Genomic DNA, 22,200 nt, shown 5'->3' with positions numbered 1-22,200 from the left:
AAAAAGTGCGTACTATTTTCCTTTTCCTATTCATTCTATACTTACCTTAATTCAAATAAAAGGAGAGAAAAATATGAAGGATATTAAAACTTATAATCACAACCTTTGGGATCACGGTATCAGTCAAGGCTACAGCGTGAACGGTACGATTTACGTTTCAGGCCAATTTTCACATAATGAGGACGGCACATTCATTGGCGAGGACAATATCGAAGCCCAGACGCGACAAACGCTCGAAAACCTTGATCGTGTACTGAAAGAATTGAATGCCACAAAGTCCAACCTTGCTTATGTGGAAATCTATTTAACTAATCCCCAAGCGCATACCGAGTCTGTTATCAACCTCTTCAAGGAATACCTAGATACTCACCGGCCAGCAGGCAGCCTCATCGGCGTAACCTACCTGGCATTTCCAGAGCAGTTGATTGAAATCTCAGCTATCGCACACACCGAATAAATAAGCTATTGTATTATATGAATGTGTCGAGAGTTATATATTACTTTTACATGAGTAAGAGACTGGGATAAGAGCATTCCAGCTAGAAGAAAACCCGTCCTATGTTACAAATCTGTATGGGAAGATTTGCATTAGGTCGGGTTTCTGAGTATTTACTGTTCTTTTTTTATTTCAACTGCTGATATGATGCCAATCGATGAATATGCACTGCTAGATACGCAAGCTCTTCCTTCGGCAGCATCGTGCCGTGAACTTGTGAGATGTAATTCTCGATCTTGAAGGCGATGTCCATGGCTTGTGGATACAGGTTGGCGATTTGTTCGAACAATAGATTTTCTGGGTCGTCGAGCATACTGTCTGCGTAGAAGCGCTCGACGAAGAATTTCACATGTGTAATGAAGCGGCCGTAATGGATGTTGTCAGTGTCCATTTTAATTTGCAGGGCATATCTGACGAGGTTGACGATGCCGCCAATCATTTTAGCGTATTTCATCCCGTCGTTGGATTCCTGCTTTTCGCCTTGAGCATTGATTAAGTGGAAGGCGATATTTGCTGCTTCCTCTTTCGGCAGCTCGATCTGGAACCGCTTGTTGATCAACTGTAGGGCGTACGTGCCTACCTCAAATTCCTCTTGGTAAAAATTCTTTATTTCCCAGAACACACGATTCGTGATATTAATATTCTTTTTATAGCGTTCAACCGCGAAATGCAAATGATCCATAAGCGTGAAATAAATGCCGGTGTTCAGCTTTGTGCCGAGCTGCTGCTCGGCGTGATGGACGATCTGCTGTGTCAGGTCGATAAATGCTTGCGGAATGGAGTCCAAAAGACGCAGAAACTCCTTGGCCTTGGCATTTTCAATCGGCATAAAAGTCTGGTCAGCCTGATCCTCTTTGATGATGCTGCCGGCTTTTTGGCCATAGCCGATTCCTTTGCCGAATAGGATATATTCTTGCTTTTCCTCACCCTCTACCAGCACAACGCTGGAATTGAGCACTTTTTTGATCTTAATCATCGGCATCACCTATCCTCTGCGGTGTATCTATCAGTCGAGGTCTTCCCCGTTGCTCTCAATCACTTTTTTGTACCAATAGAAGGAATCCTTGCGGGTACGTTCGAGTGTACCGTTGCCGTCGTCATCTTGGTCGACGTAAATGAAGCCGTAGCGCTTCGACATTTGTGATGTGCCGGCACTGATGATATCGATTGAACCCCAGCTAGTGTAGCCGAACAGCTCGACACCTTCTTCGACTGCTTCCTTCATTTGACGGAAATGCTCACGGAAGTAGTTAACGCGGTAATCATCATGGATACTGCCATCGCTTTCCACTACATCCTTAGCGCCCATGCCGTTTTCGACGATGATGAGCGGCTTTCTATAACGATCATAAAGCTCTAACAAACTAATCTTCAACCCAACGGGGTCTATCTGCCAGCCCCAGTCGGTAGCTGGAAGATACGGATTTTTGACTCCTGTTACCGTGTTACCAGCTGCTCTCTCCAAACCGTCTTTTGCGGATTCTGTCAGGGACATGTAATAACTGAAGGATAGATAGTCGACTGTGTTTTCCTTCAGAATCTCCAAGTCGCCTTCTTCCATTTGAATTTGGATACCCTTACGTTCCAGCTTCTTCAGTGTCAGGCGCGGGTACTCCCCGAATACCTGTACATCTGCATAAAAGTAGTTCTGCAGGTTCTTCTTGAGCGTGATTTCCACGTCTTCTGGCTTACAAGTGTTTGGATATGTTGTAAGCTTCGTCAGCATACAGCCGACCTGACTGCCTGGAATGATTTCATGACAGTCTTTTGTGACAAGGGCAGATGCGACAAACTGGTGATGCAGCGCTTGATATACCTGCTCTTCTTCCTTACCTTCTGGGCACTTATCCGGAATAATGCCTGCTGTTGTGAAAGGATGGCGGTTAATGCTGTCGATTTCGTTGAACGTGAGCCAGTATTTCACGTAATCTTTATAGCGATTGAAGCACACATTTGAGAAGCGGACAAAATCATCGATCACTTTTCGTTCAACCCAGCCGTTATATTTCACGCTGAGTGCCAATGGCATTTCATAGTGGGACAGTGTCACAATTGGCTCGATGTTGTGCTTTTTCATTTCCTTGAACAGATTGTCATAGAACTGTAGGCCTTTTTCGTTTGGCTCTTGTTCCTCTCCTGTTGGGAAGATGCGGCTCCAGGCGATAGAGATACGCAGTGCCTTAAAGCCCATTTCAGCGAACAGCGCCAAATCTTCTTTGTAATGATGGTAGAAATCGATACCGCGGCGTTTAGGATAATATTTATCGGTCGGATCGTCCATTGCCTTTTGGACAACCCCCGAACTAATCGCTAAATGTCCTTCGTAATCATCTAGACTAAGATCCGAACGGTAGCTGGCTACATCCGCTACGCTCATGCCTCTGCCGTCTACATTCCAAGCACCCTCTGCCTGGTTAGCGGCAATAGCGCCGCCCCATAAGAAATCTTTTGAAAATGTCATCTGTTTCAGCCTCCTAGTTGGGTGATAACCATCAGCTTATCCTGACGGGTAACGTTTTCTTGTTTGTTGATTTGAACATCATATTTGTCGGTATTGGTGATGATGGCGAGTGTAACTGGATCAAAGCCAGCTGCTTTGATTTTCTCAAGATCGAATGTGAGCAGCACATCGCCTGCTTTTACCTGATCTCCGACTTTGGCCTGCGGTGTGAAGTGCTCGCCGCCAAGTTGAACGGTGTTTAGTCCCACGTGGAACAATATCTCTGCTCCAGTCTTTGTTTTCATGCCAAGTGCATGGCTTGTTTCAAAGATCATCGAGATTTCTCCGTCTACCGGTGCGTAAAGCTCGCCTTTAGATGGGACAACCGCGATTCCCTCTCCCATTGCTTTGGACGAGAATACTTCATCTTGCACTTGTGATAGCGGTATCATTTTACCGGCTACTGGACTGGTGAAAGTCTCACCTCTTGCGATTTTCTCTGCGAATTTCTCTTGTTCTGGCTGCACTTGTTCTTTGTCTTTACCAAGGATGAACGCAGCGATGAAGGCAACGACGAACGATAGGACGAATCCGATTGCTGCATACAGGATGTTTCGCGGCAGATCCTCAGACAGGAACATACTCATGCTGGCAAGTCCAGGTCCGACTACTACAAATGCCTGCAATCCAACGATACCGACAAATGTACCGCCTACGAATGCTCCTATCATAACACTCGCGAGTACCTTTTTGTTTTGCAATGTAACACCGTACAGCGCAGGCTCTGTGATTCCGAAGAATGCCGATATGCCAGCAGATACAGCCGTTGTACGTAGTCGTTTATCTTTCGTGCGCAATGCAATGGCAAAGCAGGCGCCGCTTTCTGCGATGTTATGTGCAAGAGAAGCAGGCATGTAAAGTGCTTCACGACCAGTTCCACTCAATGTAGTCAGCGCGTAAGGCAGCAATGCTTTGTGCATTCCCATTGCGACCATGAACGGCAGCACACAAGCTAGCAATGCAACTGCAAGCCAGCCAACATATTCATACACCCAAAGAATAACAGCTGCGAAGCCCTGACCGAATGTGAAACCAGCAGGACCGAGCAGTAGTAACGCAATCGGCACCGTAATCACTAGCGACATCATCGGTACAAAGAATATCCGAATCGGCTTTGGTGAGAAGCGCGTGAACAGCTTTTCCATTTGTGCGTAGAACAGGACTGTAAGGATAGCTGGGAACACTTGATACGCATACGCGATATTTTGCAGATTGAATGAAAACAGCTGTGCACCTTCTGTAAGCATCGTTGTCATGTTCGGCAAAATAAGGGCACCAACTGCTGATAACGCCACAAGCGGATTGACCTTCAGTTTATTAGCCGTTGTAACCGCAACTAGCAATGGCAAGAAGTACAATGGCGCATCCCCAACCATGTTAAGGATTTGATACGTTTGTCCTTCGTTATCCAAGACCCCAACCAAAGCAAGCACAAGTAATAATGACTTCAGGATACCGCCGCCGGCGATAGCTGGTACTAGCGGCTGGAACACACCGACAATGAAATCAAGAATTGTAGCGCCGATCTTCTTCTTCTCTTTTGGCTGATCCGCAGCTTCTTCCCCGCCAACATCCCCAACAAGCTTCTGCAGCTCATTGTAAACCTCTACCACATCATTACCGATAACTACCTGGCATTGAGCTGTCATGCGGACAGCGATGACACCTGGTGTACTTTCCAGCGCCTTGATATCGACCTTCTTGTTATCGACGAGCGAGAAACGCAGACGCGTCGAGCAGTGCCCAAGATGTGCGATATTTTCCTTGCCCCCAATATGTTGCAAAACGTCTGTTGCGACTTGTTTGTAATCCATTCCTAACCCTCTCTTTCTCGATGCGACGGGTAGAAAGAAAACAAAAAAGGACCTAATACGGCAAATGAATAAATCTTGCCGAATTAGATCCTGCCTGCATTACCAGTCACATGTCTAATGGTTTTATTTAACTGACTTCAGTATAAAACACAAAAATGTAAGCGTCAACATTTTATTGGTGATAATTATAGAAACCTGTTTTGTTTATCCAAAAATGTAAGACAGCTTAAAGATAATACTTCCTGATTGAAGCACAAGAACCACTGCATCGCTTCCATAAACTTAAAGGATACCCATGGATTCAACGGGAGATAATAGTAATAATGAATGAAATTATGTAGTCCCTTCGGACAAAGGATGTGCCTTATTTGGATTTTTTACATAGCCAGCAAACACTTACTACTTTTGAATGGGTACTTCGAGCGGTCGTTTCTTTTGTCTTTTTATTGATCGTTGCTAAAGTTCTTGGTCAGCGGTCTATCTCGCAGCTGCGACTCCTTGATTTTGTCATTGCATTAGTTGTTGGAAATATTATTGCCCATCCTTTATCCGATGAAGAACTCGGACTCAAAGGATCCATTGTTACAACCATCGTATTGGTGGTCTTATACTTGGGAGGGATATTTCTTATCTTAAAATGGCCTTGGTTTCGGAAATTAATCAATCATAAGCCTATCCCAGTTGTTCGGGATGGAGAGATTCTCTATAAAGGTTTACGTCATGCCAGAATATCGATAGACGTTCTATTAGAAGAATTAAGAAAAGGAAAAGTAGTGGATATAAAGAAAGTGGCTCTAGCACTTTGGGAAGCGGAAGGAAGAATTTCCTTCTTTCTAGATCCTAAATATGAACCGGTCACACCAGAAACGATGCAGATAAAAGTGCAGCCTTTTTATCTGCCACGAACAATCATAAAAGATGGGAAAATTATTTATGAAGAATTAGCAGAAACCACAAAGGATGAAGCGTGGATTGTGTCTTATTTGAACAGTGCGTACCAGACAGAAGTAAAAAACGTACTGCTTGCTACAACTGATAAGAATGAGAATTTAAATGTTTTCTTGTATCGCTAGTTTTTGAGGTCACATTTTCCATCTATATTAAGGCAAAAAAACTGCCGGTCCCTTTAGGATACGGCGGTTTCTTTAATCCATTCATTCTTTCTCTTTTCCCTCATCATCCTCAGTCAGTTCTTCGGAAAATTCGGTGACCAGGTTTTGCAGAGGCGGACCAAAAGCTGCTTTTCTTCGATTACGTGATCGTACAGCCAAATAAACAAGCGTATAAAATACAACCATGACAATCCCGGAAATCAAGCCCGTTTCCTGTCCTGGAATAAACGGCATACAGAGCAAAACGATAATCATGCTTATTAGAGCTATCCAGGAATTATAGGGAAACCCCGGCATTTGGCAAATACCATTCGGTGGACAGCCGTGCTTTTTACGGTGGCGAATATGACTTGCCATGATGACGGCGTAAGTGAAGATTAACGCAAACCCTCCGGTACTGATTAAGACTAAATATGCTCTTGGAAACATAAGACCAAATCCCAACCCCACCAGCATAGCAAGTCCGGAAAACAAAATCCCGCGATAAGGGACATCTCCTTTATCTCTTAGCCAGCTCGGCGCATGTCTTTCCTCAGTAAGGGATCGAATCATCCTGCCTAGTCCAAAGATGGCTGCCAGCATCGCTGAAAGAATGGCTGAAATAAGAACGATGTTAATAGCAGTTCCTGCCCAGCCAATGCCCCAGCGATTAAGGGAAGCAACCATCGGACTGGTGTTTTCATTCAGTGATGCAGTTGGAATAAGCGGCAGCAATACAGCAGCATAGAGGACGTAAAGACCCACTAGAGAAAAAACTGTATAACGAATTGCTTTTGGAATTGTTTCACGTGGATTCTCCGCTTCAGAGGCAGCAAGTCCGATAATTTCAAAACCTGCATAAGCAAAAACGATTAGCAGCATACTTCCGGCTAGACCACGGAGACCACCCGCCATCAGCGGCTCATCGGTCAGCGCTCCTGCTCCAACCGGTCCTGATCCTGGAAGCCATCCAAAGATCAATACAATAGCTGTAACGATAAAGAAGATGATGGCAAATATTTTAACACCAGAGAGCGCACTCTCCAGCTTGCCAAGTTTATCAGCACCCAATAAATTAATAAGCGTCACGCCAATAATAACCGATCCCCCAAGTAACGCGATGGAGACATTGGGGAACCACTGCCGGAATAAAATACTGATTGCGGTAGCCTCACTCGACATAGACAAAATTGTTCCCGTCCAATAAAGCCAGCCAACTACAAATCCTGCTCCTTGCCCAAGGTTCTGAGCAGCAAAGGTGCTGAATGATCCCATGGAAGGATTGGCCACCGTCATCTCTGACAAAGCATACAAGATGAAGTAAACCAATACACCCGCCAAAATATAAGCAATGATAATGGAAGGCCCCGCTGCCCGGATGGCTACCGATGAACCAAGGAAGAATGAACCTCCTATTACACTCCCCAACGCCATCATTGTTAACTGCGTAGCAGACAAACCTTTGCTTTTTTTCTCCATAATTTTCTCCTCAAAGTCGTGATGTATGGAGTTATTATCTGCTTTAATGAGGAAACGATTCTTAAAGGATACCCGGGTGTCGATCAACACATAATAAAGAGGAGTTAGCTGGTGCCAACTCCTCTTTTTCCATATTATTCGTACTTCATTTTACTTTAAGTTCTTAACCCCAGTCTCCAACATTTCCATCTGCAACACAGTCTGCTCATCCGTAATAGTCTTTTCTTTACCATTAATAACAGCTTCATAAATGTCATCATATACTCTTCCATAATCTCCATCTACAGATTTTACTTTTTCTTCGCGGATGGTACCTTCTTCATCTACATATGTCAGAACACCATAATGATCTAGTGTGTCGATTCCAAAATCCTTGTTATCAGGCATATAAAAAAGCTTCAAATGTTCTTCTTGACGATCTTTCGTTTCTTTCACAAAGCTTCCCTTTTTACCATAAACGACGAAGCTAGGTCTTTCTTTCAGTCTGAAATAACTGGATTTTACGGATACTTTTAGCGTGCCGTAATATAAATCCAGATCAAAATAATCATTCATTCTTCCTTGTCCTAATAATTGCCTGACATCATAATGGATATGATCTGGCTTGCCAAAATAGCTGATAACCTGATCTAGTGTATGGCAGCCGTGTCCGTATAAATAGGACTCAGCCGGATCAAAGGAATGCGCGGATTCAGGTATTTCGGGACGATAATAGTCATAATGCATTTCCACTTCAAGCAAGTCCCCTATTTTCCCCTCTTCGATAACCTTTTGAACAGTTAAAAAGTCACTGTCAAAACGTCTGTTTTGATACGCCTGTACAAGTAATCCCTTCTCTTTTGCCATTGCAAAAATTTCTTTTGCCTGTTCTGAAGTTTCCATAAATGGCTTTTCAACCAAACAATGCTTGTTATGTTCCAATACAAGTTTTGCGTATTCGTAATGGCTGTCATGTTTTGTACAAATTACGATGAGCTGAATATCTTTGTCATTCAGTAATTCATCTAAATCTGAAGTGTAGGTTACTCCTGCAAGCTTATCCCAATTATCGTGGTTAGGATTTCTTCGATAAATTGTTTTAACCTTTATATTCTCTCTTTGTAGAACGAATGGCAGATGATATCTGTTCGTGCTTTTTCCATTTCCGATATAACCGATAGTAAGCATAAGCAGCCTCCTGTATTAAATTAGTATGTAATGTTCCTGATAACGATGAAAAAGCGCCTCCTGAAGCAGCAACCGATATCCATAAGTAGCTCGAAAAAAGTATAAATAAATTTAGAACTATACAGTAATTTGCTATCTACTGTAAGAAAAGCCCTTGCTACCTAATGAAAGGTATACCGGGATGAAATTTTAACTAGAGAAACTGTATCTCAGTGTTATCTTGGATTTGGGTGACGATTTAACCGAACTACTTGTACCAACTGAATTATAGTGCAATCGTCATGAATATTATTGTTGGAGATCTTGAAATAGACTCATAACATCTCTCCTGCATAGTGACTGTATCTCCCAATACACTTTCAGAGGAAATATAGAAATACCAGATGGGCTCGGTGCAAAAAGCAGTTTGGAGTACGTTGAAAAAATTAATTTCATTATGTGAAGAAGATTTCAACTTATAAAGAACTGACCTTAGCTATCGAGGATTATGTTCATTTATATAAGAAAAATTATAAAAGAGAAGCCTTAGTCCTTCTGAGTTCAGAGCTAGTCTTTGAACATTTTTAATATTTTCACACTTGAAAAGGAGCATTTAAAAAATCCTTATTAGTCATACACTTTTAGTTCAAAATAATAAAAAATAAATTAATTAACTAATTACTAAAATTTAACAAAACAAGGATGTAATCAATGTATCTTTTAGAATCGACTATAATTGAAACATTGTTTTGCTTCTCATTTGTTGTAATTTTTGCAACTTCATTATCTTGTGAAGTTTCTTTGTTTTCTAAAATACTTTCCGCTATATAAAACATTTGCCCTTCTTGATTGTTTATACTATCTGGACTTATATTCTCAATCTTACTATTGAAAGTCTGATTAGTATTCTCAATAAAAATTTTAACTTCATCATTAACAGAGATATTAGCTATTTCTTGACTTGGTATATATATCTTAGCTTTCAGTACTTTATCAGTCCTGCTAACTTCAGCATAGTTAATATCAGCTCTCACTTCTATAGTTACTTCTCTTTTGTAATAAAAACTAAAAAATACACCTGTAATTATCATGGCGATAAGTACGTATAAAAAGATAAGACCAATTGCCTTAGGCTTAGACTCATAAATTTCTCTACTTTCGCTTAGATCATTAATACTGAAGAAAGAGCGCTTCACCTAAGAAGTCACCTCCAATTTGTAAGGCATTTGGTTTTCCCACAATTCGAAGTACTTTCCTTTTCTATCTAAGAGGTCATCGTGGGATCCTTGTTCTATGATTTCTCCTTTCTCCATAACCACAATTCTGCCACACCTCATTACAGTACTTAAACGGTGTGCAATCATAATAGTAGTTATGTTATCGGCAAGGTCATAGACCATATTGGTAATTCCCTGTTCAGTTGTTGAATCCAAGCTACTTGTTGATTCATCCATGATAAGAATGCTAGGTTTACGTAATAAAGCCCTAGCAATAGCCAATCTTTGCCTCTGGCCGCCAGAAAAATTCGCCCCATCTTCATCGACGATGGTGTCGTATTTTCTCGGTAGATCGTTAATAAAATCATGTAAATTTGTTTGTTTACAAATCTCTATTACTTCTTCAAAGCTTATCATTTCTGTGTTCCCCATAAGTAAATTCTCCAGGATACTTCCTTGTATAAAGTGAGGCTCCTGTGGAATAAAGCTTATTGTCTCCCGAAGTGCAATAATATCTATATCTTTTATGTTGTAACCATTAAATAAAATACTTCCTGACTCGGCTTGATAGAAATTCATAAGGAGTTTTGTGAGTGTAGATTTTCCAGAGCCACTTTCTCCAATAAAAGCAATTTTCTCTCCTCTTGCAATATTTAAGGATATATTTTTTAAAACTTTTTCCCTGGTTCCATATCTAAAATTAACATCATCTAATACTATTCCGCCGCTTATTAAAGCCGGATTAGTGACTGTAAATTTAGATTCTTGTATTTCTGGCTCTGCATCTAAAATCTCTCCTAGCCGCTTAGAAGCGACAGTAGCTGATTGAAGCGTTGATTGAAGTCCAATGATATTTTGTAACGGATTTAGAAAATAAGCTAATAATGCATTATATGTAATTAGCTGACCGATGGTTATATTTCCTTCCATAACCTGTATGGCACCAATCCATAATATAAGTGCACCACTTGCTAAGTCTAAAAACATCTTAAGAGAATTTTGTATATTGTCGATTACATCATGCTTATAGGATGACTTTAGTAATCTGACAAAACGTTTCTCTGTTTCATTGGACATAGAGTCTTCTGCATTATATGCTTTAATTGTTTCTATGCTTCTGAGAGTTTCTACAATCTTAGAAGTAAGTTGAGCGTTATTCTCCATCTCCTTGTTATTAATATCTTCATAGGGTTTAATGAATAGCCAAACATTAATAATATACAAAGGAATCAAACATAATGTTATAAAGAACAAGGAGCTGTTTTGAATATATAGAACGACTCCAACAATTATCAACATTAGTATATCAAGTACAGAAGATAAAGATGCGCTAACAATTGCATCAATTACCTTACTAGCATCTGTAAATCTAGCCAGTATTTCACCATCTTTTCTTGTACTAAAGAACTTCATAGGCAACTTTAATACATGCTTAAAGTAACCTAACATAATAGATATGCTTAATTTTTGTCCTAATAAGATCAATAAGTACTGTCTAAAGGCTGATAATACTACCTGAAATATGTACATTACGATAAGTCCTATTGAAATAATATGTAAAGTGTTTTCCAAACCATTAGGTAAGATTTGATCAATAATCGTTTGAAAAAAGAAAGTACCCAGTATACCAAATATCGCAATTATAAATGATGCAATTGCAGTATGTACTATAATAGATTTTTGACTAAAAACTAATTTAAAAAGATCCCTTCGCACATTACTTTCATCTACTTGTTTTTTGTAATTCTCACTTGGCACCATGAAGATTAAGATCCCTGTCCAAATGTCAAAAAAATCTTCTTTATTGTAAGTAATTAAACCTTTTCCTGGATCTGCAACTATGATTTTTTCTTTCTTAACCTTATGTATAACAACATAGTGTAACAGCTTCCCCTCTAACATAACATGTGCTATGGCCGGAAGAGATAGCTGTTGTTCAAATACGGATTTATCAGCCTTATAACCCTTTGATGAAAACCCTAAAGCTTCAGCTGCCTCTATCATACCCAATACATTAGTGCCATCAGTATCGGTGCTTGCAATATCTCGAATTTTTGTGATGGATTTCTTTGATCCATAATGCCTTAAGATTGTAGCTAAACATGCTGCGCCACAATCTGTCTCATCCAGTTGTTTTACACAGTGATATCTTCTAAAATTCATTGGTTTACTCCATCAGTCTCAAGTTTTATATTTATTAACTTTCAAAATTCACATATTCTAAACAAAGTCTGTTTTTATAGCAACAAAATAAAATATATCGAAAAGTTCAATTAGTCATCATCGTTTTAATAACTCACTTTCTATTCTCTCCAATTATTTAAAGATTAAATGTAATATTGAGGAGATAGAAAAGCTAGAAAAGCTTTTGATGCCTCCAATTATGTGTGTTTATTTTGGTCGCTTTCTGGTGTAATAAAAGTAGCTTATTTCTAATCTAATTCCATCATTTATTTGTTTCTATTTAATTTAAAGAATTAAATCAAGAATAAGGAACCAATGAAGAACGTAAAGGTGTTTTATAAATGAGAAATATAACAAGAAATGAATTAAGTCAAAAAATATTAACCTTACCAATAATATTTTTTAATGCATATTGTTGCCCATTAAATTCTTACGAAAAAGTTGGGGTTTATTCTTTACTTATTAAAAGAGGTACTTACAAACTTGAGAGGCTGTTATAAGAAGTATGAAGGAAAAGGCAACTTGTACGGTTAATAGATAATTGATAATTATTGGCACTAAATGCATTAAATAAGAGCTTAATTTCTTGTAATAAGAAAATTTGCGAGCACTGATAGGCTACAATAATAATTGAATAAGAGTACTATCAAATCAATACTTGGCTCTAACTAACCAATTGCCTGCACAATACAATCTAAACAAATGGAGACCCGCAGACTATGACATAATAGGTATTCTTAATCTCACTCCACAATAGCTTACGTATGGAGTGAGATTATCAATATCAATATGATTTATCTTTTTTTAAAGTTCATCTTCTGAATGATTTTACCCAACCATCAATTGATATCTTAACTACCGATTGAGTAGTTTCATTCCAATTAACCCAGCATTTACTTCTGTTACAATAAACCCCATTACCATATGATCTAGTCTTTGAACCCCCACCCTCTTGTCTAGCTTGGGCCCCGCCAGAAATCTGTTGCATTTCCATAATGCTCAATTCTTTTAGATTTTGCATGTTTATTAGTCCCCTTTTATTTGAATTTTCTTCCAAATAAATTTTATCACAAATTAGTAAATATGTAAAATTAATTCCATTGATATCATTTGATACTTAGAAGTAATTACGTTGCAGAAATTAATAGAATAGAATTTATACTATTCTTATCTGATGTTTCTCTTGTGTGTTTCCGTCATATAACGGTACTTTAAAAACCTATCTATCTCATTTTTTCTACAATTAAACTTTCAGTTCGACAAACCGAACTGTATACATATCACACCTGAAATTTATTTACATGTAGTAATTCATTTTAGTACTTCCATTATATTGTTTTAAAAAGCACCTCCTGCTATTGCAGCATACATCTTCAGGAGGTACTTCCATATTTGTTCATTACATCAAGCCAATTACGTGAAAGACAATACCCACTGCGAACAATCCAAGTATCATCGCAATCGGAGAAACTTTCTTTCTAAGCAGCCACATGCAAAGCAGCGTTATCAATAGTCCTGCCAAACCAGGAATCAAGCTGTCCAAGTTGTCTTGTAAGGTTGTGACACTTGTTTCGCTTAATGATCGGCCGGCGGCCTGTTGTTCCAGAGCAGTCCTGATGCCTTCCGAGCCTGCCGGTAATTCATCCCAGTCGATATAAGCACCTTCGTCGAGTTGAACTTCCGATACAGTTGGCGCGAATGCGACTGATACCCATCTGTTAACCAGTGAACCTAATATGAACATCCCAAGAATCGAGGCGCCCTTGGTTATATCCTGCAGCAGTCCGCCAGATAAATCTTCGGTAATTTTGGAACCAGCCTTGTAACCAAGTTCCTGAGTATACCAAGTGAATCCCATACGAATCAGATTCCATAGAACAAAGTAAAGAATTGGACCGAGAATGTTACCAGTCAAAGCAAGTGATGCAGCTAACCCCCCAAGGATTGGTTTCACTGTGAACCAAAAGGTTGGATCCCCGATACCTGCCAACGGTCCCATCATTCCTACTTTAACACCTTGAATAGCCTTGTCGTCAACTGGTGCACCATTAGCCCGTTCTTCTTCAAGCGCTAACGTCACCCCGATGATCGGTGAAGCAACGTATGGATGTGTATTGAAAAATTCCAAGTGACGCTGCAATGCTGCAGCACGGTCTTCTTTTGTTTTATATAATCTTTTGATTGCTGGAATCATGGAAAATGCCCAGCCACCGTTTTGCATACGCTCGTAGTTCCAGGAGCCTTGAATGAAAGTGGAACGCCACCAAATAGCAACGCGATCTTTTTTGGATAACTTCAATTGTTCAGCCATTTTTTCTCCTCCTCCTTCTTAATAGTCATCGATGATTTTGCCTAACGGATCTCCAGTGTTGCCGTTTCCGCCACCACCTGAACCGCCTTGTTTCGTAAGTGCTAGATAAATAAGTGCAAGTGCTACACCGATACCACCAAGACCTAGAAGTGTGATGGAAGGGATTGTCGCCAAGACGAAACCAATCGCGAAGAATGGCCAAACCTCTCTTGTCGCCATCATGTTGATAACCATCGCATAACCAACGGCTACTACCATTCCCCCGCCGACAGCCAAACCGTCCGTCAGCCAAGCTGGCATAGCTGTAAGCAAGTCTCTAACCGGAGCTGCGCCAATCGCTACAATTAATGCAGCTGGGATTGCAATACGCAGACCTTGCATAACGATGGCAATAATATGCCACATATCAACTCTTCTGAAGTTTCCTTCCTTTGCCGCAGCATCCATTAAATGAACTATCCCTGTAGCAAGCGTACGGACGATAATTGTCAAAAGCAAACCTGCAACTGCAAGCGGAACTGCAATTGCAATTGCAGGAATAACGCCTGCTTCACCTTGACCGCCTAAGACTAAAATAATTGCAGATGCCACGGATGCCAATGCTGCATCCGGCGCTACAGCCGCACCAATATTTGCCCATCCCATAGCAATCATTTGCAAGGTTCCGCCTAAGATAAGACATGGTACAAGTTCTCCTGTAACCAAGCCGATTAACGTACAGGCAATGATTGGCTGGTGAAAGTGGAATTCATCTAAGATTCCTTCGACACCTGCTAAAAATGCCACGATAACAACTAATATGATTTGAATCATTGTCAAATCCATGATCATTCATCCTCCTTTTTATATGCTAGTCAGGATTACCTTTGTTTGTTTAACTCCGCTTGCGCCCTTCTCAAAATCTCGTCCATATTGCCTTTGGAATCACCCGGTACTTTACGTACATCGAAGCTGAGACCCTTTTCTTTCAGCTTAGCGAAAGTATCAATATCTTCCTGGCCAAAAGCAAGCACCTTATTTGGCTGAACTTTACCAGGGGAGTGAGCCATCGAACCAACGTTGATTGTCTTCAGTGGCACTCCGCCTTCTACTGCTCTTAGCGCATCCTGCGGGTTCTCGAAAAGAAGCAGTGCGCGCTGACCGCCAAAGTGCTGATCATCCTTTGCAAGTTCGATCATTTTATTGATCGGAACAACGTGCGCCTTTACACCTGAAGGAGCAGCCTGCTGGATCAATTTCTTACGAAGATCATCCTTTGCTACCTCATCAGATACGACGATGATACGTGTAGGCCGTGTATTTTTCGTCCATGCCGTCGCCACTTGACCGTGAAGTAAACGTGTATCAATACGCGCTAATACGTATTCAAACGTACCAGGGGCACCTGTATTGGATGGACCTGCTGCAGCAGCAGGAGCTGCCGGTTCTAATGCTTCCGGTTTTACTTGAACCGCTTCTTTCGCAGTGCTTAAAATTTTCGAAGCAATCTCATGTGCAGTCTCCATGGAGAAACGCGATGCAAAAGCTTCAATCAGCATTGCCAGGTTCAAACCAGCTACAATCGCCCATTTATCCTCGTGTCCCTCAATCAAGCTGTTGGCTTGGTTGAAAGGAGTTCCACCCCAAAGATCGACTAAGAATAATACTTCATCCTTGTTGTCGAAAGAGGCGATTGCTTTTTCCATTTTCAACTTTACATCAGCAGGTCCTTCGCTCGGCATCAATGTAACAGCTTCTACATTTTTCTGTTCTCCGAAGATCATCGTCCCGGATTGTAAGATACCAGTAGCAAATTCACCATGCGTGGCAATGATAATTCCTACCATCTTTTTACCTCCTGTTAGAATTATTGTTAAAGCTGGAATACACATGGGTCAGCTCGTCTAAAGCGATTACTTATTCGATGAAAAACAATAAAAAAGGCATGAGTAAAAAGCAGATTAAAAGAAGATACCGGAATAGAAAAACCCTTCTTCGTTTTAAATCAATACTTTTTTACTCATGCCTGATCGAATCAGTAACACGTAAAAAATAATTGCGATAGCTATTTAATTTTATCTTGCAAGCGCTTTAATTATGCATTAAAAAAATAAAGCACCTGAGTTCTTTAGTGAGCTTCCAAAAATATTGTAGCACATCGTTTTTTTTCTTACAAGACTTCAAAGCTAATAATTTAGTACATTCTTACTAGCTGACAATTTAAAATATGCTACTTTATAACTTTACTCTTCACACCGCGTTTAATTACATCAAAGAAACCTAACGATTTTACCATATGGTTCGGATCTACATATTCACGCATCGCCCGGAGAACTCTCTTCGGATCTTTAGAAGAAAATGTATATGTTCCATTTCGTTTTGTTTTAATAGCATAACGCGGAATCCATTTTCCTTTTAACAGCACGGAAGCAATCACAAGATCAACTTCTTCCCAAGGAATCTGAATAAACTTACGAGCATCACGTTTATTGAAGAACTCAAACCCTTTATCTCCGATCATGATTCTCCCATATTCCGACATTCTATGTGAGGTTGCATCTATAACTAAATCGACTTTTGTATTGATTGATTGGACCATTTAATCTCCCCCAATTCTCTTACTAATGATAATTATACATGCATTGCTAGTTTATGCAAAAAAAACTCAGAACTATGATGAAGCAATACTATGCCAATGATATAATGGAATCATTATGGAAAAATTGGAGGCAAAGAACATTATGACCAAAAAAAGGAGGAAAAAGCGCGCATTGCTTCCTTTCCGTCTCAATGTTTTGTTTGTGATTGTTTTCTTGCTGTTCTCTGCCTTGGTTTTGCAGCTTGGAGTTGTGCAGATCATTAATGGCGAAGAGCACCAGGCAGTATTGGAAGCGACAACTAATGATATCGCTGAGATTTCTGTTCCGCGCGGCATGATTTATGATAGTGGTGGAAATGTGATTGTAGGAAATGAACCTGTTTATTCTATTACATACACCCCGCCAAAGAACGGAGATCCTGCTGATAAACGGCTTGATATCGCGACTAAACTCGCCGATATTATCAAGATGGAAGATAAATCTATAGAGAAAATCACCGAGCGCGAATACAAGGAATATTGGTTCTTATTAAATACAGAAGAAGCGAATAAACGAATAACAGCTTCTGAAAAAGAGTCACTTGATGATGCTGAAGTGTACGATACGACACTTGACCGGATAACAGAGGATGATTACAAAGAGCTTGAGAATGATGAAAAAGCAAAACAGATCATTAGTATCAAGCGTGAGCTGGATAGTGCAACTGAGCTTGTACCGCATGTAATCAAGAACAAAGACGTAAGCGAAAGAGAGTATGCAACAATTGCCGAAAACATGGGTGACATGTCAGGTATCAATGTTACAACTGATTGGATACGTAATTATCCATATGACGGTTCCCTTCAAGGTATTCTTGGCGGCATTAAGACCGGTATCCCAGAAGGGGAAGAAGATTATTATAAATCCCGCAACTATCAATTGAACGACCGTATCGGTACAAGCGGTTTAGAGAAGGAATACGAAAGCTTACTGAAGGGTGACAAGAAACGCGTCCGTTATGTAACGGATAATAACAATAACATCGTCTCACAGGAAGTTATTTCTGAAGGGCAGCGCGGCCAGGATCTTCAGTTGTCTATCAATATGGACTTCCAAAAAGAATTGGATAAGATTGTACGCGATGAACTAAAGAGTGCCATCAACAGACATCCTGGTGCAAATAGTTACCTGGAAGATGCGATGGCAGTCATGCTAAACCCGAACACAGGAGAAATTTATGCTGCCAGCGGACAACACTATAATCGGGAAAACTATGAGTACGAATCTGCCGATATGAACACTGTCTTCAGCGCGAATGCAGTTGGTTCCACTGTTAAGGGAGCGACATTGCTTGCTGGGTATCAAGAAGGTGTCGTGAATATGGGAGATGTATTCATCGATAAAAAAATGAAAATTGCGGGTACGGAACCTAAAGGATCTTATAAAGATATGGGTCCAACCTCTGACTTGCAGGCTTTACAGAAATCTTCCAACGTATACATGTTCAATGTCGCTCTGCGTCTAGGCGGCGAATACCATTACAAATACAATCAAAGTGTTTCATTTGAGCCAGATTCATTTCGGGTGTTACGCAACTATTATAATCAAGTAGGGTTAGGTGTGGAAACCGGTATAGACTTGCCTTCTGAATCTACCGGGTACGTAGGAAATGCCGGTCAAGCTGGTAACCTGATGGACTTTTCAATAGGTCAGTACGACACGTATACTACTATGCAATTAGCTCAGTATATCTCAACAATCGCAAATGGCGGTTACCGAATTAAGCCGCATTTCGTAAGTGAGATACATGAACCATCCAATAAAAAAGATGAACTTGGTCCGCTCGCAGATACAGTTTCTCCAGAAGTATTGAATAAGATTACTGCGACAGATGAACAAATTGAACGAGTAAAAACTGGCTTTGAGATGGTCTTCCAAACTTCGAACGGCACTGCTAGCCGCCACCTTACTAATAAGGCAAAAAGCTATAACATCGCTGGTAAAACAGGCACCGCCCAAACAAGTAAAAACGGCACAGATCTGGAAAACTGGACACTGATTGGCTATGCCGATGCGGATAATCCTGACATAGCATTTGCTATCATGGTACCAAACCTGGGCATCATCAGCGGTGGACAACAGTATCCAATAACATATAATATTGCCAACCGCGCTCTCGAATACTACTACGAGCATACTGCACCTGAAGAAGAATAGAAATTTGAATAACATTATTACGAAGAACTCACAAAGTTAGATATATTATCTCATTAGGCATGTTGTCCGGTATTGTTCCGGGCACATGCCTTGATTTCTTTTTAAAAACTATAATAAAAGCCGATTTGCCCCTCACTTTTCAAGTATAATGAACCATATTCACATAATGCATATAATATTTGTTTAAAAAAATACTATACACATAATGAAAAAACAAAAAAACGAGGTTAAATAATGAGTAAAGTAAGTTTTGCGGATTACCAAATAAGCGAAGAAATAAAAAGAGCACTAGCTGTGTTAAAATACGAAACTCCAACAGAAGTTCAAAGTGAAGTCATTCCATTAGCATTGGAAAATCAAGATCTTCTCGTAAAAGCTCAAACAGGAAGTGGAAAGACTGCTTCCTTCGGTATTCCTGTTTCCGAAATGGTTGTGTGGGAGGAAAAAAAACCACAGGCTTTAATTCTTACCCCAACTAGGGAGCTTGCGGTCCAAGTCCGCGAGGATATTACGAATATCGGAAGGTTTAAACGCATTAAGGCAGTAGCCGTCTATGGAAAAGAACCTTTTAAGAAGCAAAAGGAAGAATTGCAACAAAAAACGCATGTAGTTGTTGGTACGCCTGGACGGGTCATGGACCATATAGAACGTGAAACCCTAGCTTTGGATCAAATAAAGTATCTTATTATAGATGAAGCTGATGAAATGCTTAATAAAGGTTTCATCGATGAAGTGGAAGCAATCATTAAAAAACTGCCTTCAAACCGAGTATCAATGGTTTTTTCAGCTACCTTCCCTAAAGACATTGAAAATCTTTGCCTTAAATATATGAAAGATCCTACTCGCATTGAGATTGAATCAACTGGAGTAACAGCCGATACGATTGAACATTTATTAATCGAAGCAAAAGAAGAAGAAAAGATCTCCCTTCTTAAAAACGTCACAGTTGTAGAAAATCCAGACAGCTGCCTAATTTTCTGTCGAACAAAAGAACACGTTGAGACTGTGTATAGCGAACTGGATGAAGCTGGCTATTCTTGCGAGAGACTCCATGGTGGACTAGAACAAGAAGACCGGTTTGCTGTTATGGAAGGTTTCAAATCAGGGAACTTCCGCTATTTAGTGGCCACTGATGTAGCTGCCAGAGGTATTGATATTGATAACGTAAAACTTGTCATCAACTATGACATTCCTATGGAAAAAGAATCCTATGTGCACCGAACTGGAAGAACTGGACGTGCCGGAAATAAAGGAAAGGCCATCACATTCTCAACCCCTTATGAAGGAAAGTTCATAAGGGCAATAGAAAGATATATCGGCTTTGAAATACCTACTATAGAAGCTCCTAGTCAATCAGAAGTTGCAGGTGGAAAAGCTGCTTTTGAAGAAAAACTTAGCAGTAAACGCATTGTAAGAAATAACAAAACAGCCCGAATCAATCAAGATATTATGAAACTCCATTTCAACGGTGGTAAAAAGAAAAAAATTCGCGCTGTTGATTTTGTTGGAACGCTCGCAAAAATCCCTGGAGTCACAGCAGACGATATCGGCATTATAACTATCCAGGATCAAATGTCATACGTTGATATTCTGAATGGAAAGGGCTCAATAGTTTTACAAGCCATGGAGAATACGACTATCAAAGGGAAAAAGTTAAAAGTAAGCAAAGCAATAAAATAATATAAAAACTTAAATCCCCCTCATTTCAAAAATGAGGGGGATTTTTGCTTTCATTAGAATTTAAAGTCAGTGTAAACTGAAAAGGTGTTTGCTCCAGTTTGAGATATATACGATACGGAAGAAAAGACCTTCCCAAGTCAGGATCGTTGGCGCAAATCTTCAAGAGATTTCACAACCGTATGAGGAATTGGTTTCCATTCTATTTTCTTGAACAACGCCACGATGGAGATTGGCAAATAGGTAAACAAAAAGAGTGGGAAAGTGAACAGATAAAAGATTTTTTTCCAGTTTGGACAACGAATTTTATCCCATTCCATTATGGTGGTTATCAGTCCAAGTGCAAAAAGCAATCCATAAATCCACAGAACCCCTAAAGCTCCCCCTGCTAGATAAGTTTGGAACAGTCCTTTTCCTTCGAATGATACAAGTAAAAGTATCAGTATATTACCGATAAGGCAGAGCATGGAAACAATTACTACTGGCAGCACCGTCATCATCATATCAAAGCATGAAAATCTATTTCCTTTTCCACGGATCATACCATAAGACAGCTCTTTACCGTATTTCATGAATACCTGGTAAAACCCCTTTGCCCAACGTAACCGTTGTTTCCAAGACTGTCCGAATGTAGAAGGCTGTTCGTCATAAAATACTGCACTGCTGCAATATCCAATCTTTTCACCTTTAATAATCTGCGCGACCGTGAATTCAATGTCTTCTGTAAGAAGGTGATGAACCCAGCCGCCATTTTCTTTAAAAACATCCGCATTGACTAAGAAGCCTGTTCCTGAAACAGCACAACTCGTGTTAAGAAACATTCTTGGACGGTTAAGGAACTCTGCTTCATATAAAAACCAAAGCGCATATCCAGACGTAATCCAATTCTGATCATAGTTTTTGGAATTTCGATAACTCGTAATGACCCTGTATCCTTGATTAAAGGTTTTGTTCATCTCAAATATGTAATTCTCATCAAGAAGATTATCAGCATCAAATACAAAGTATCCATCGTAATTCTTAGATGAATAGTCCATCTCAATGATATTCAGCATATGCTTAAGCGCATATCCCTTCCCAACCAGCTTATCGTTAAAGCGTTCAGCGACGATCACTCCTGCTTCCCTAGCAATCTGCGCTGTATTATCCGTACAGTTGTCAGCAATAACAAAGATATCATACAATTCCTTAGGGTAATTCTGATTCTTTATACTTTCAATCAACTGCCCGATAACGAGTTCTTCATTTCGAGCTGGAATTAAAAAAGCGTATTTGCGAAAAGGAACTTCTTTCTCTTTTGAATATTTGCTTCTTCTCGCTTTAAAGGCAACAATTATGTAGACAACTTTATAAACAAATACCAATGTAAATAATAATCCAATGTAAAAAATGAAATGACTTAATATCTCTAACGCATCTTTAACCATGATACACCCCGCATCTTAGATTAATAGCCTGATAGTCTAATCTTTGAGTATCCATTTCTATCTAATTTCTTACATTGTTTTAA

17 protein-coding genes are annotated in these 22,200 nt (G+C 39.9%); 4 read left to right on the top strand and 13 right to left on the bottom strand.

What is annotated here, in order from left to right; genetic code table 11:
- Nucleotides 1-73 precede the first annotated feature (73 nt).
- Nucleotides 74-457 (top strand): RidA family protein, encoded by a 384-nt coding sequence (locus tag CHH58_RS07690; protein ID WP_095227334.1) that lies wholly within the window; start codon nucleotides 74-76, stop codon nucleotides 455-457.
- A 166-nt stretch (nucleotides 458-623) separates the two neighbouring features.
- On the opposite strand, the gene CHH58_RS07685 is transcribed toward CHH58_RS07690, so the two are convergent.
- The 3 genes from CHH58_RS07685 to CHH58_RS07675 are packed head-to-tail and all read right to left on the bottom strand — an operon-like array spanning nucleotide 624 to nucleotide 4,810.
- Nucleotides 624-1,472: a BglG family transcription antiterminator gene (locus CHH58_RS07685; protein WP_095227340.1), complete on the bottom strand. Its 849-nt coding sequence runs from the start codon at nucleotides 1,470-1,472 to the stop codon at nucleotides 624-626.
- A gap of 30 nt (nucleotides 1,473-1,502) precedes the next feature.
- The gene (locus CHH58_RS07680) at nucleotides 1,503-2,957 is read right to left on the bottom strand and encodes a glycoside hydrolase family 1 protein (RefSeq protein ID WP_095232022.1); all 1,455 of its coding nucleotides are present in this window, start codon (nucleotides 2,955-2,957) and stop codon (nucleotides 1,503-1,505) included.
- A gap of 5 nt (nucleotides 2,958-2,962) precedes the next feature.
- Nucleotides 2,963-4,810 carry a beta-glucoside-specific PTS transporter subunit IIABC gene (locus CHH58_RS07675; protein ID WP_095262297.1) on the bottom strand — a complete coding sequence of 616 codons (1,848 nt, stop codon included), beginning with the start codon at nucleotides 4,808-4,810 and terminating at the stop codon, nucleotides 2,963-2,965.
- Between the two features lie 368 nt (nucleotides 4,811-5,178).
- Between CHH58_RS07675 and CHH58_RS07670 the strand changes: the two genes are divergently transcribed.
- Complete coding sequence (locus CHH58_RS07670; protein WP_095227328.1) at nucleotides 5,179-5,883, top strand: DUF421 domain-containing protein; 705 nt, start codon at nucleotides 5,179-5,181, stop codon at nucleotides 5,881-5,883.
- Nucleotides 5,884-5,964: 81 nt separating this feature from the next.
- Here CHH58_RS07670 and CHH58_RS07665 read toward each other — a convergent pair whose 3' ends face one another.
- The 9 genes from CHH58_RS07665 to CHH58_RS07625 all read right to left on the bottom strand — a co-directional run bounded on the left by CHH58_RS07665 (nucleotide 5,965) and on the right by CHH58_RS07625 (nucleotide 16,816).
- A complete protein-coding gene (locus CHH58_RS07665; protein WP_095262296.1) occupies nucleotides 5,965-7,380 on the bottom strand; it encodes an amino acid permease in 1,416 nt (471 codons plus the stop codon).
- A 150-nt stretch (nucleotides 7,381-7,530) separates the two neighbouring features.
- The gene (locus CHH58_RS07660) at nucleotides 7,531-8,547 is read right to left on the bottom strand and encodes an oxidoreductase (protein ID WP_095262295.1); all 1,017 of its coding nucleotides are present in this window, start codon (nucleotides 8,545-8,547) and stop codon (nucleotides 7,531-7,533) included.
- Nucleotides 8,548-9,200: 653 nt separating this feature from the next.
- A complete protein-coding gene (locus CHH58_RS07655; protein ID WP_095262294.1) occupies nucleotides 9,201-9,722 on the bottom strand; it encodes an HlyD family efflux transporter periplasmic adaptor subunit in 522 nt (173 codons plus the stop codon).
- Nucleotides 9,723-11,906, bottom strand: a complete 2,184-nt coding sequence (locus tag CHH58_RS07650; protein WP_095262293.1) for a peptidase domain-containing ABC transporter — start codon at nucleotides 11,904-11,906, stop codon at nucleotides 9,723-9,725.
- An 832-nt stretch (nucleotides 11,907-12,738) separates the two neighbouring features.
- A complete protein-coding gene (locus tag CHH58_RS18910; protein ID WP_430980836.1) occupies nucleotides 12,739-12,915 on the bottom strand; it encodes a class II bacteriocin in 177 nt (58 codons plus the stop codon).
- Nucleotides 12,916-13,326: 411 nt separating this feature from the next.
- Nucleotides 13,327-14,238, bottom strand: coding sequence for a PTS system mannose/fructose/sorbose family transporter subunit IID (locus CHH58_RS07640; RefSeq protein ID WP_095262291.1), 912 nt, complete (start codon nucleotides 14,236-14,238; stop codon nucleotides 13,327-13,329).
- Between the two features lie 18 nt (nucleotides 14,239-14,256).
- Entirely contained in the window at nucleotides 14,257-15,057 is an 801-nt protein-coding gene (locus CHH58_RS07635) for a PTS mannose/fructose/sorbose transporter subunit IIC (RefSeq protein ID WP_249275118.1), read from the bottom strand.
- 41 nt (nucleotides 15,058-15,098) lie between these two features.
- Nucleotides 15,099-16,064, bottom strand: coding sequence for a mannose/fructose/sorbose PTS transporter subunit IIA (locus CHH58_RS07630; RefSeq protein ID WP_095262289.1), 966 nt, complete (start codon nucleotides 16,062-16,064; stop codon nucleotides 15,099-15,101).
- Between the two features lie 383 nt (nucleotides 16,065-16,447).
- A complete protein-coding gene (locus CHH58_RS07625; protein ID WP_095262288.1) occupies nucleotides 16,448-16,816 on the bottom strand; it encodes a DUF956 family protein in 369 nt (122 codons plus the stop codon).
- Between the two features lie 142 nt (nucleotides 16,817-16,958).
- On the opposite strand from CHH58_RS07625, the gene CHH58_RS07620 reads away from it, so the two are divergent.
- Together CHH58_RS07620 and CHH58_RS07615 are read left to right on the top strand one after the other, a co-directional pair.
- The gene (locus CHH58_RS07620) at nucleotides 16,959-19,013 is read left to right on the top strand and encodes a peptidoglycan D,D-transpeptidase FtsI family protein (protein WP_095227316.1); all 2,055 of its coding nucleotides are present in this window, start codon (nucleotides 16,959-16,961) and stop codon (nucleotides 19,011-19,013) included.
- Nucleotides 19,014-19,247: 234 nt separating this feature from the next.
- Nucleotides 19,248-20,693: a DEAD/DEAH box helicase gene (locus tag CHH58_RS07615; protein WP_095262287.1), complete on the top strand. Its 1,446-nt coding sequence runs from the start codon at nucleotides 19,248-19,250 to the stop codon at nucleotides 20,691-20,693.
- A gap of 137 nt (nucleotides 20,694-20,830) precedes the next feature.
- On the opposite strand, the gene CHH58_RS07610 is transcribed toward CHH58_RS07615, so the two are convergent.
- The gene (locus tag CHH58_RS07610; protein WP_095262286.1) at nucleotides 20,831-22,117 is read right to left on the bottom strand and encodes a glycosyltransferase family 2 protein; all 1,287 of its coding nucleotides are present in this window, start codon (nucleotides 22,115-22,117) and stop codon (nucleotides 20,831-20,833) included.
- Between the last annotated feature and the right edge of the window lie 83 nt (nucleotides 22,118-22,200).

The sequence above is a fragment of the Terribacillus saccharophilus genome (assembly GCF_002272745.1).
Lineage (GTDB): Bacteria > Bacillota > Bacilli > Bacillales > Amphibacillaceae > Terribacillus > Terribacillus saccharophilus_B.
The sequence above is the reverse complement of the archived record's forward strand: the minus strand, read 5'-3'. Positions and strand labels throughout refer to the sequence as shown.

Coding starts and splice junctions, on each gene's coding strand:
- CHH58_RS07690 (WP_095227334.1), top strand. CDS start 74: ATGAAGGATATTAAAACTTATAATCACAACCTTTGGGATCACGGTATC.
- CHH58_RS07685 (WP_095227340.1), bottom strand. CDS start 1,472: ATGATTAAGATCAAAAAAGTGCTCAATTCCAGCGTTGTGCTGGTAGAG.
- CHH58_RS07680 (WP_095232022.1), bottom strand. CDS start 2,957: ATGACATTTTCAAAAGATTTCTTATGGGGCGGCGCTATTGCCGCTAAC.
- CHH58_RS07675 (WP_095262297.1), bottom strand. CDS start 4,810: ATGGATTACAAACAAGTCGCAACAGACGTTTTGCAACATATTGGGGGC.
- CHH58_RS07665 (WP_095262296.1), bottom strand. CDS start 7,380: ATGGAGAAAAAAAGCAAAGGTTTGTCTGCTACGCAGTTAACAATGATG.
- CHH58_RS07660 (WP_095262295.1), bottom strand. CDS start 8,547: ATGCTTACTATCGGTTATATCGGAAATGGAAAAAGCACGAACAGATAT.
- CHH58_RS07650 (WP_095262293.1), bottom strand. CDS start 11,906: ATGAATTTTAGAAGATATCACTGTGTAAAACAACTGGATGAGACAGAT.
- CHH58_RS18910 (WP_430980836.1), bottom strand. CDS start 12,915: ATGCAACAGATTTCTGGCGGGGCCCAAGCTAGACAAGAGGGTGGGGGT.
- CHH58_RS07640 (WP_095262291.1), bottom strand. CDS start 14,238: ATGGCTGAACAATTGAAGTTATCCAAAAAAGATCGCGTTGCTATTTGG.
- CHH58_RS07630 (WP_095262289.1), bottom strand. CDS start 16,064: ATGGTAGGAATTATCATTGCCACGCATGGTGAATTTGCTACTGGTATC.
- CHH58_RS07625 (WP_095262288.1), bottom strand. CDS start 16,816: ATGGTCCAATCAATCAATACAAAAGTCGATTTAGTTATAGATGCAACC.
- CHH58_RS07620 (WP_095227316.1), top strand. CDS start 16,959: ATGACCAAAAAAAGGAGGAAAAAGCGCGCATTGCTTCCTTTCCGTCTC.
- CHH58_RS07615 (WP_095262287.1), top strand. CDS start 19,248: ATGAGTAAAGTAAGTTTTGCGGATTACCAAATAAGCGAAGAAATAAAA.
- CHH58_RS07610 (WP_095262286.1), bottom strand. CDS start 22,117: ATGGTTAAAGATGCGTTAGAGATATTAAGTCATTTCATTTTTTACATT.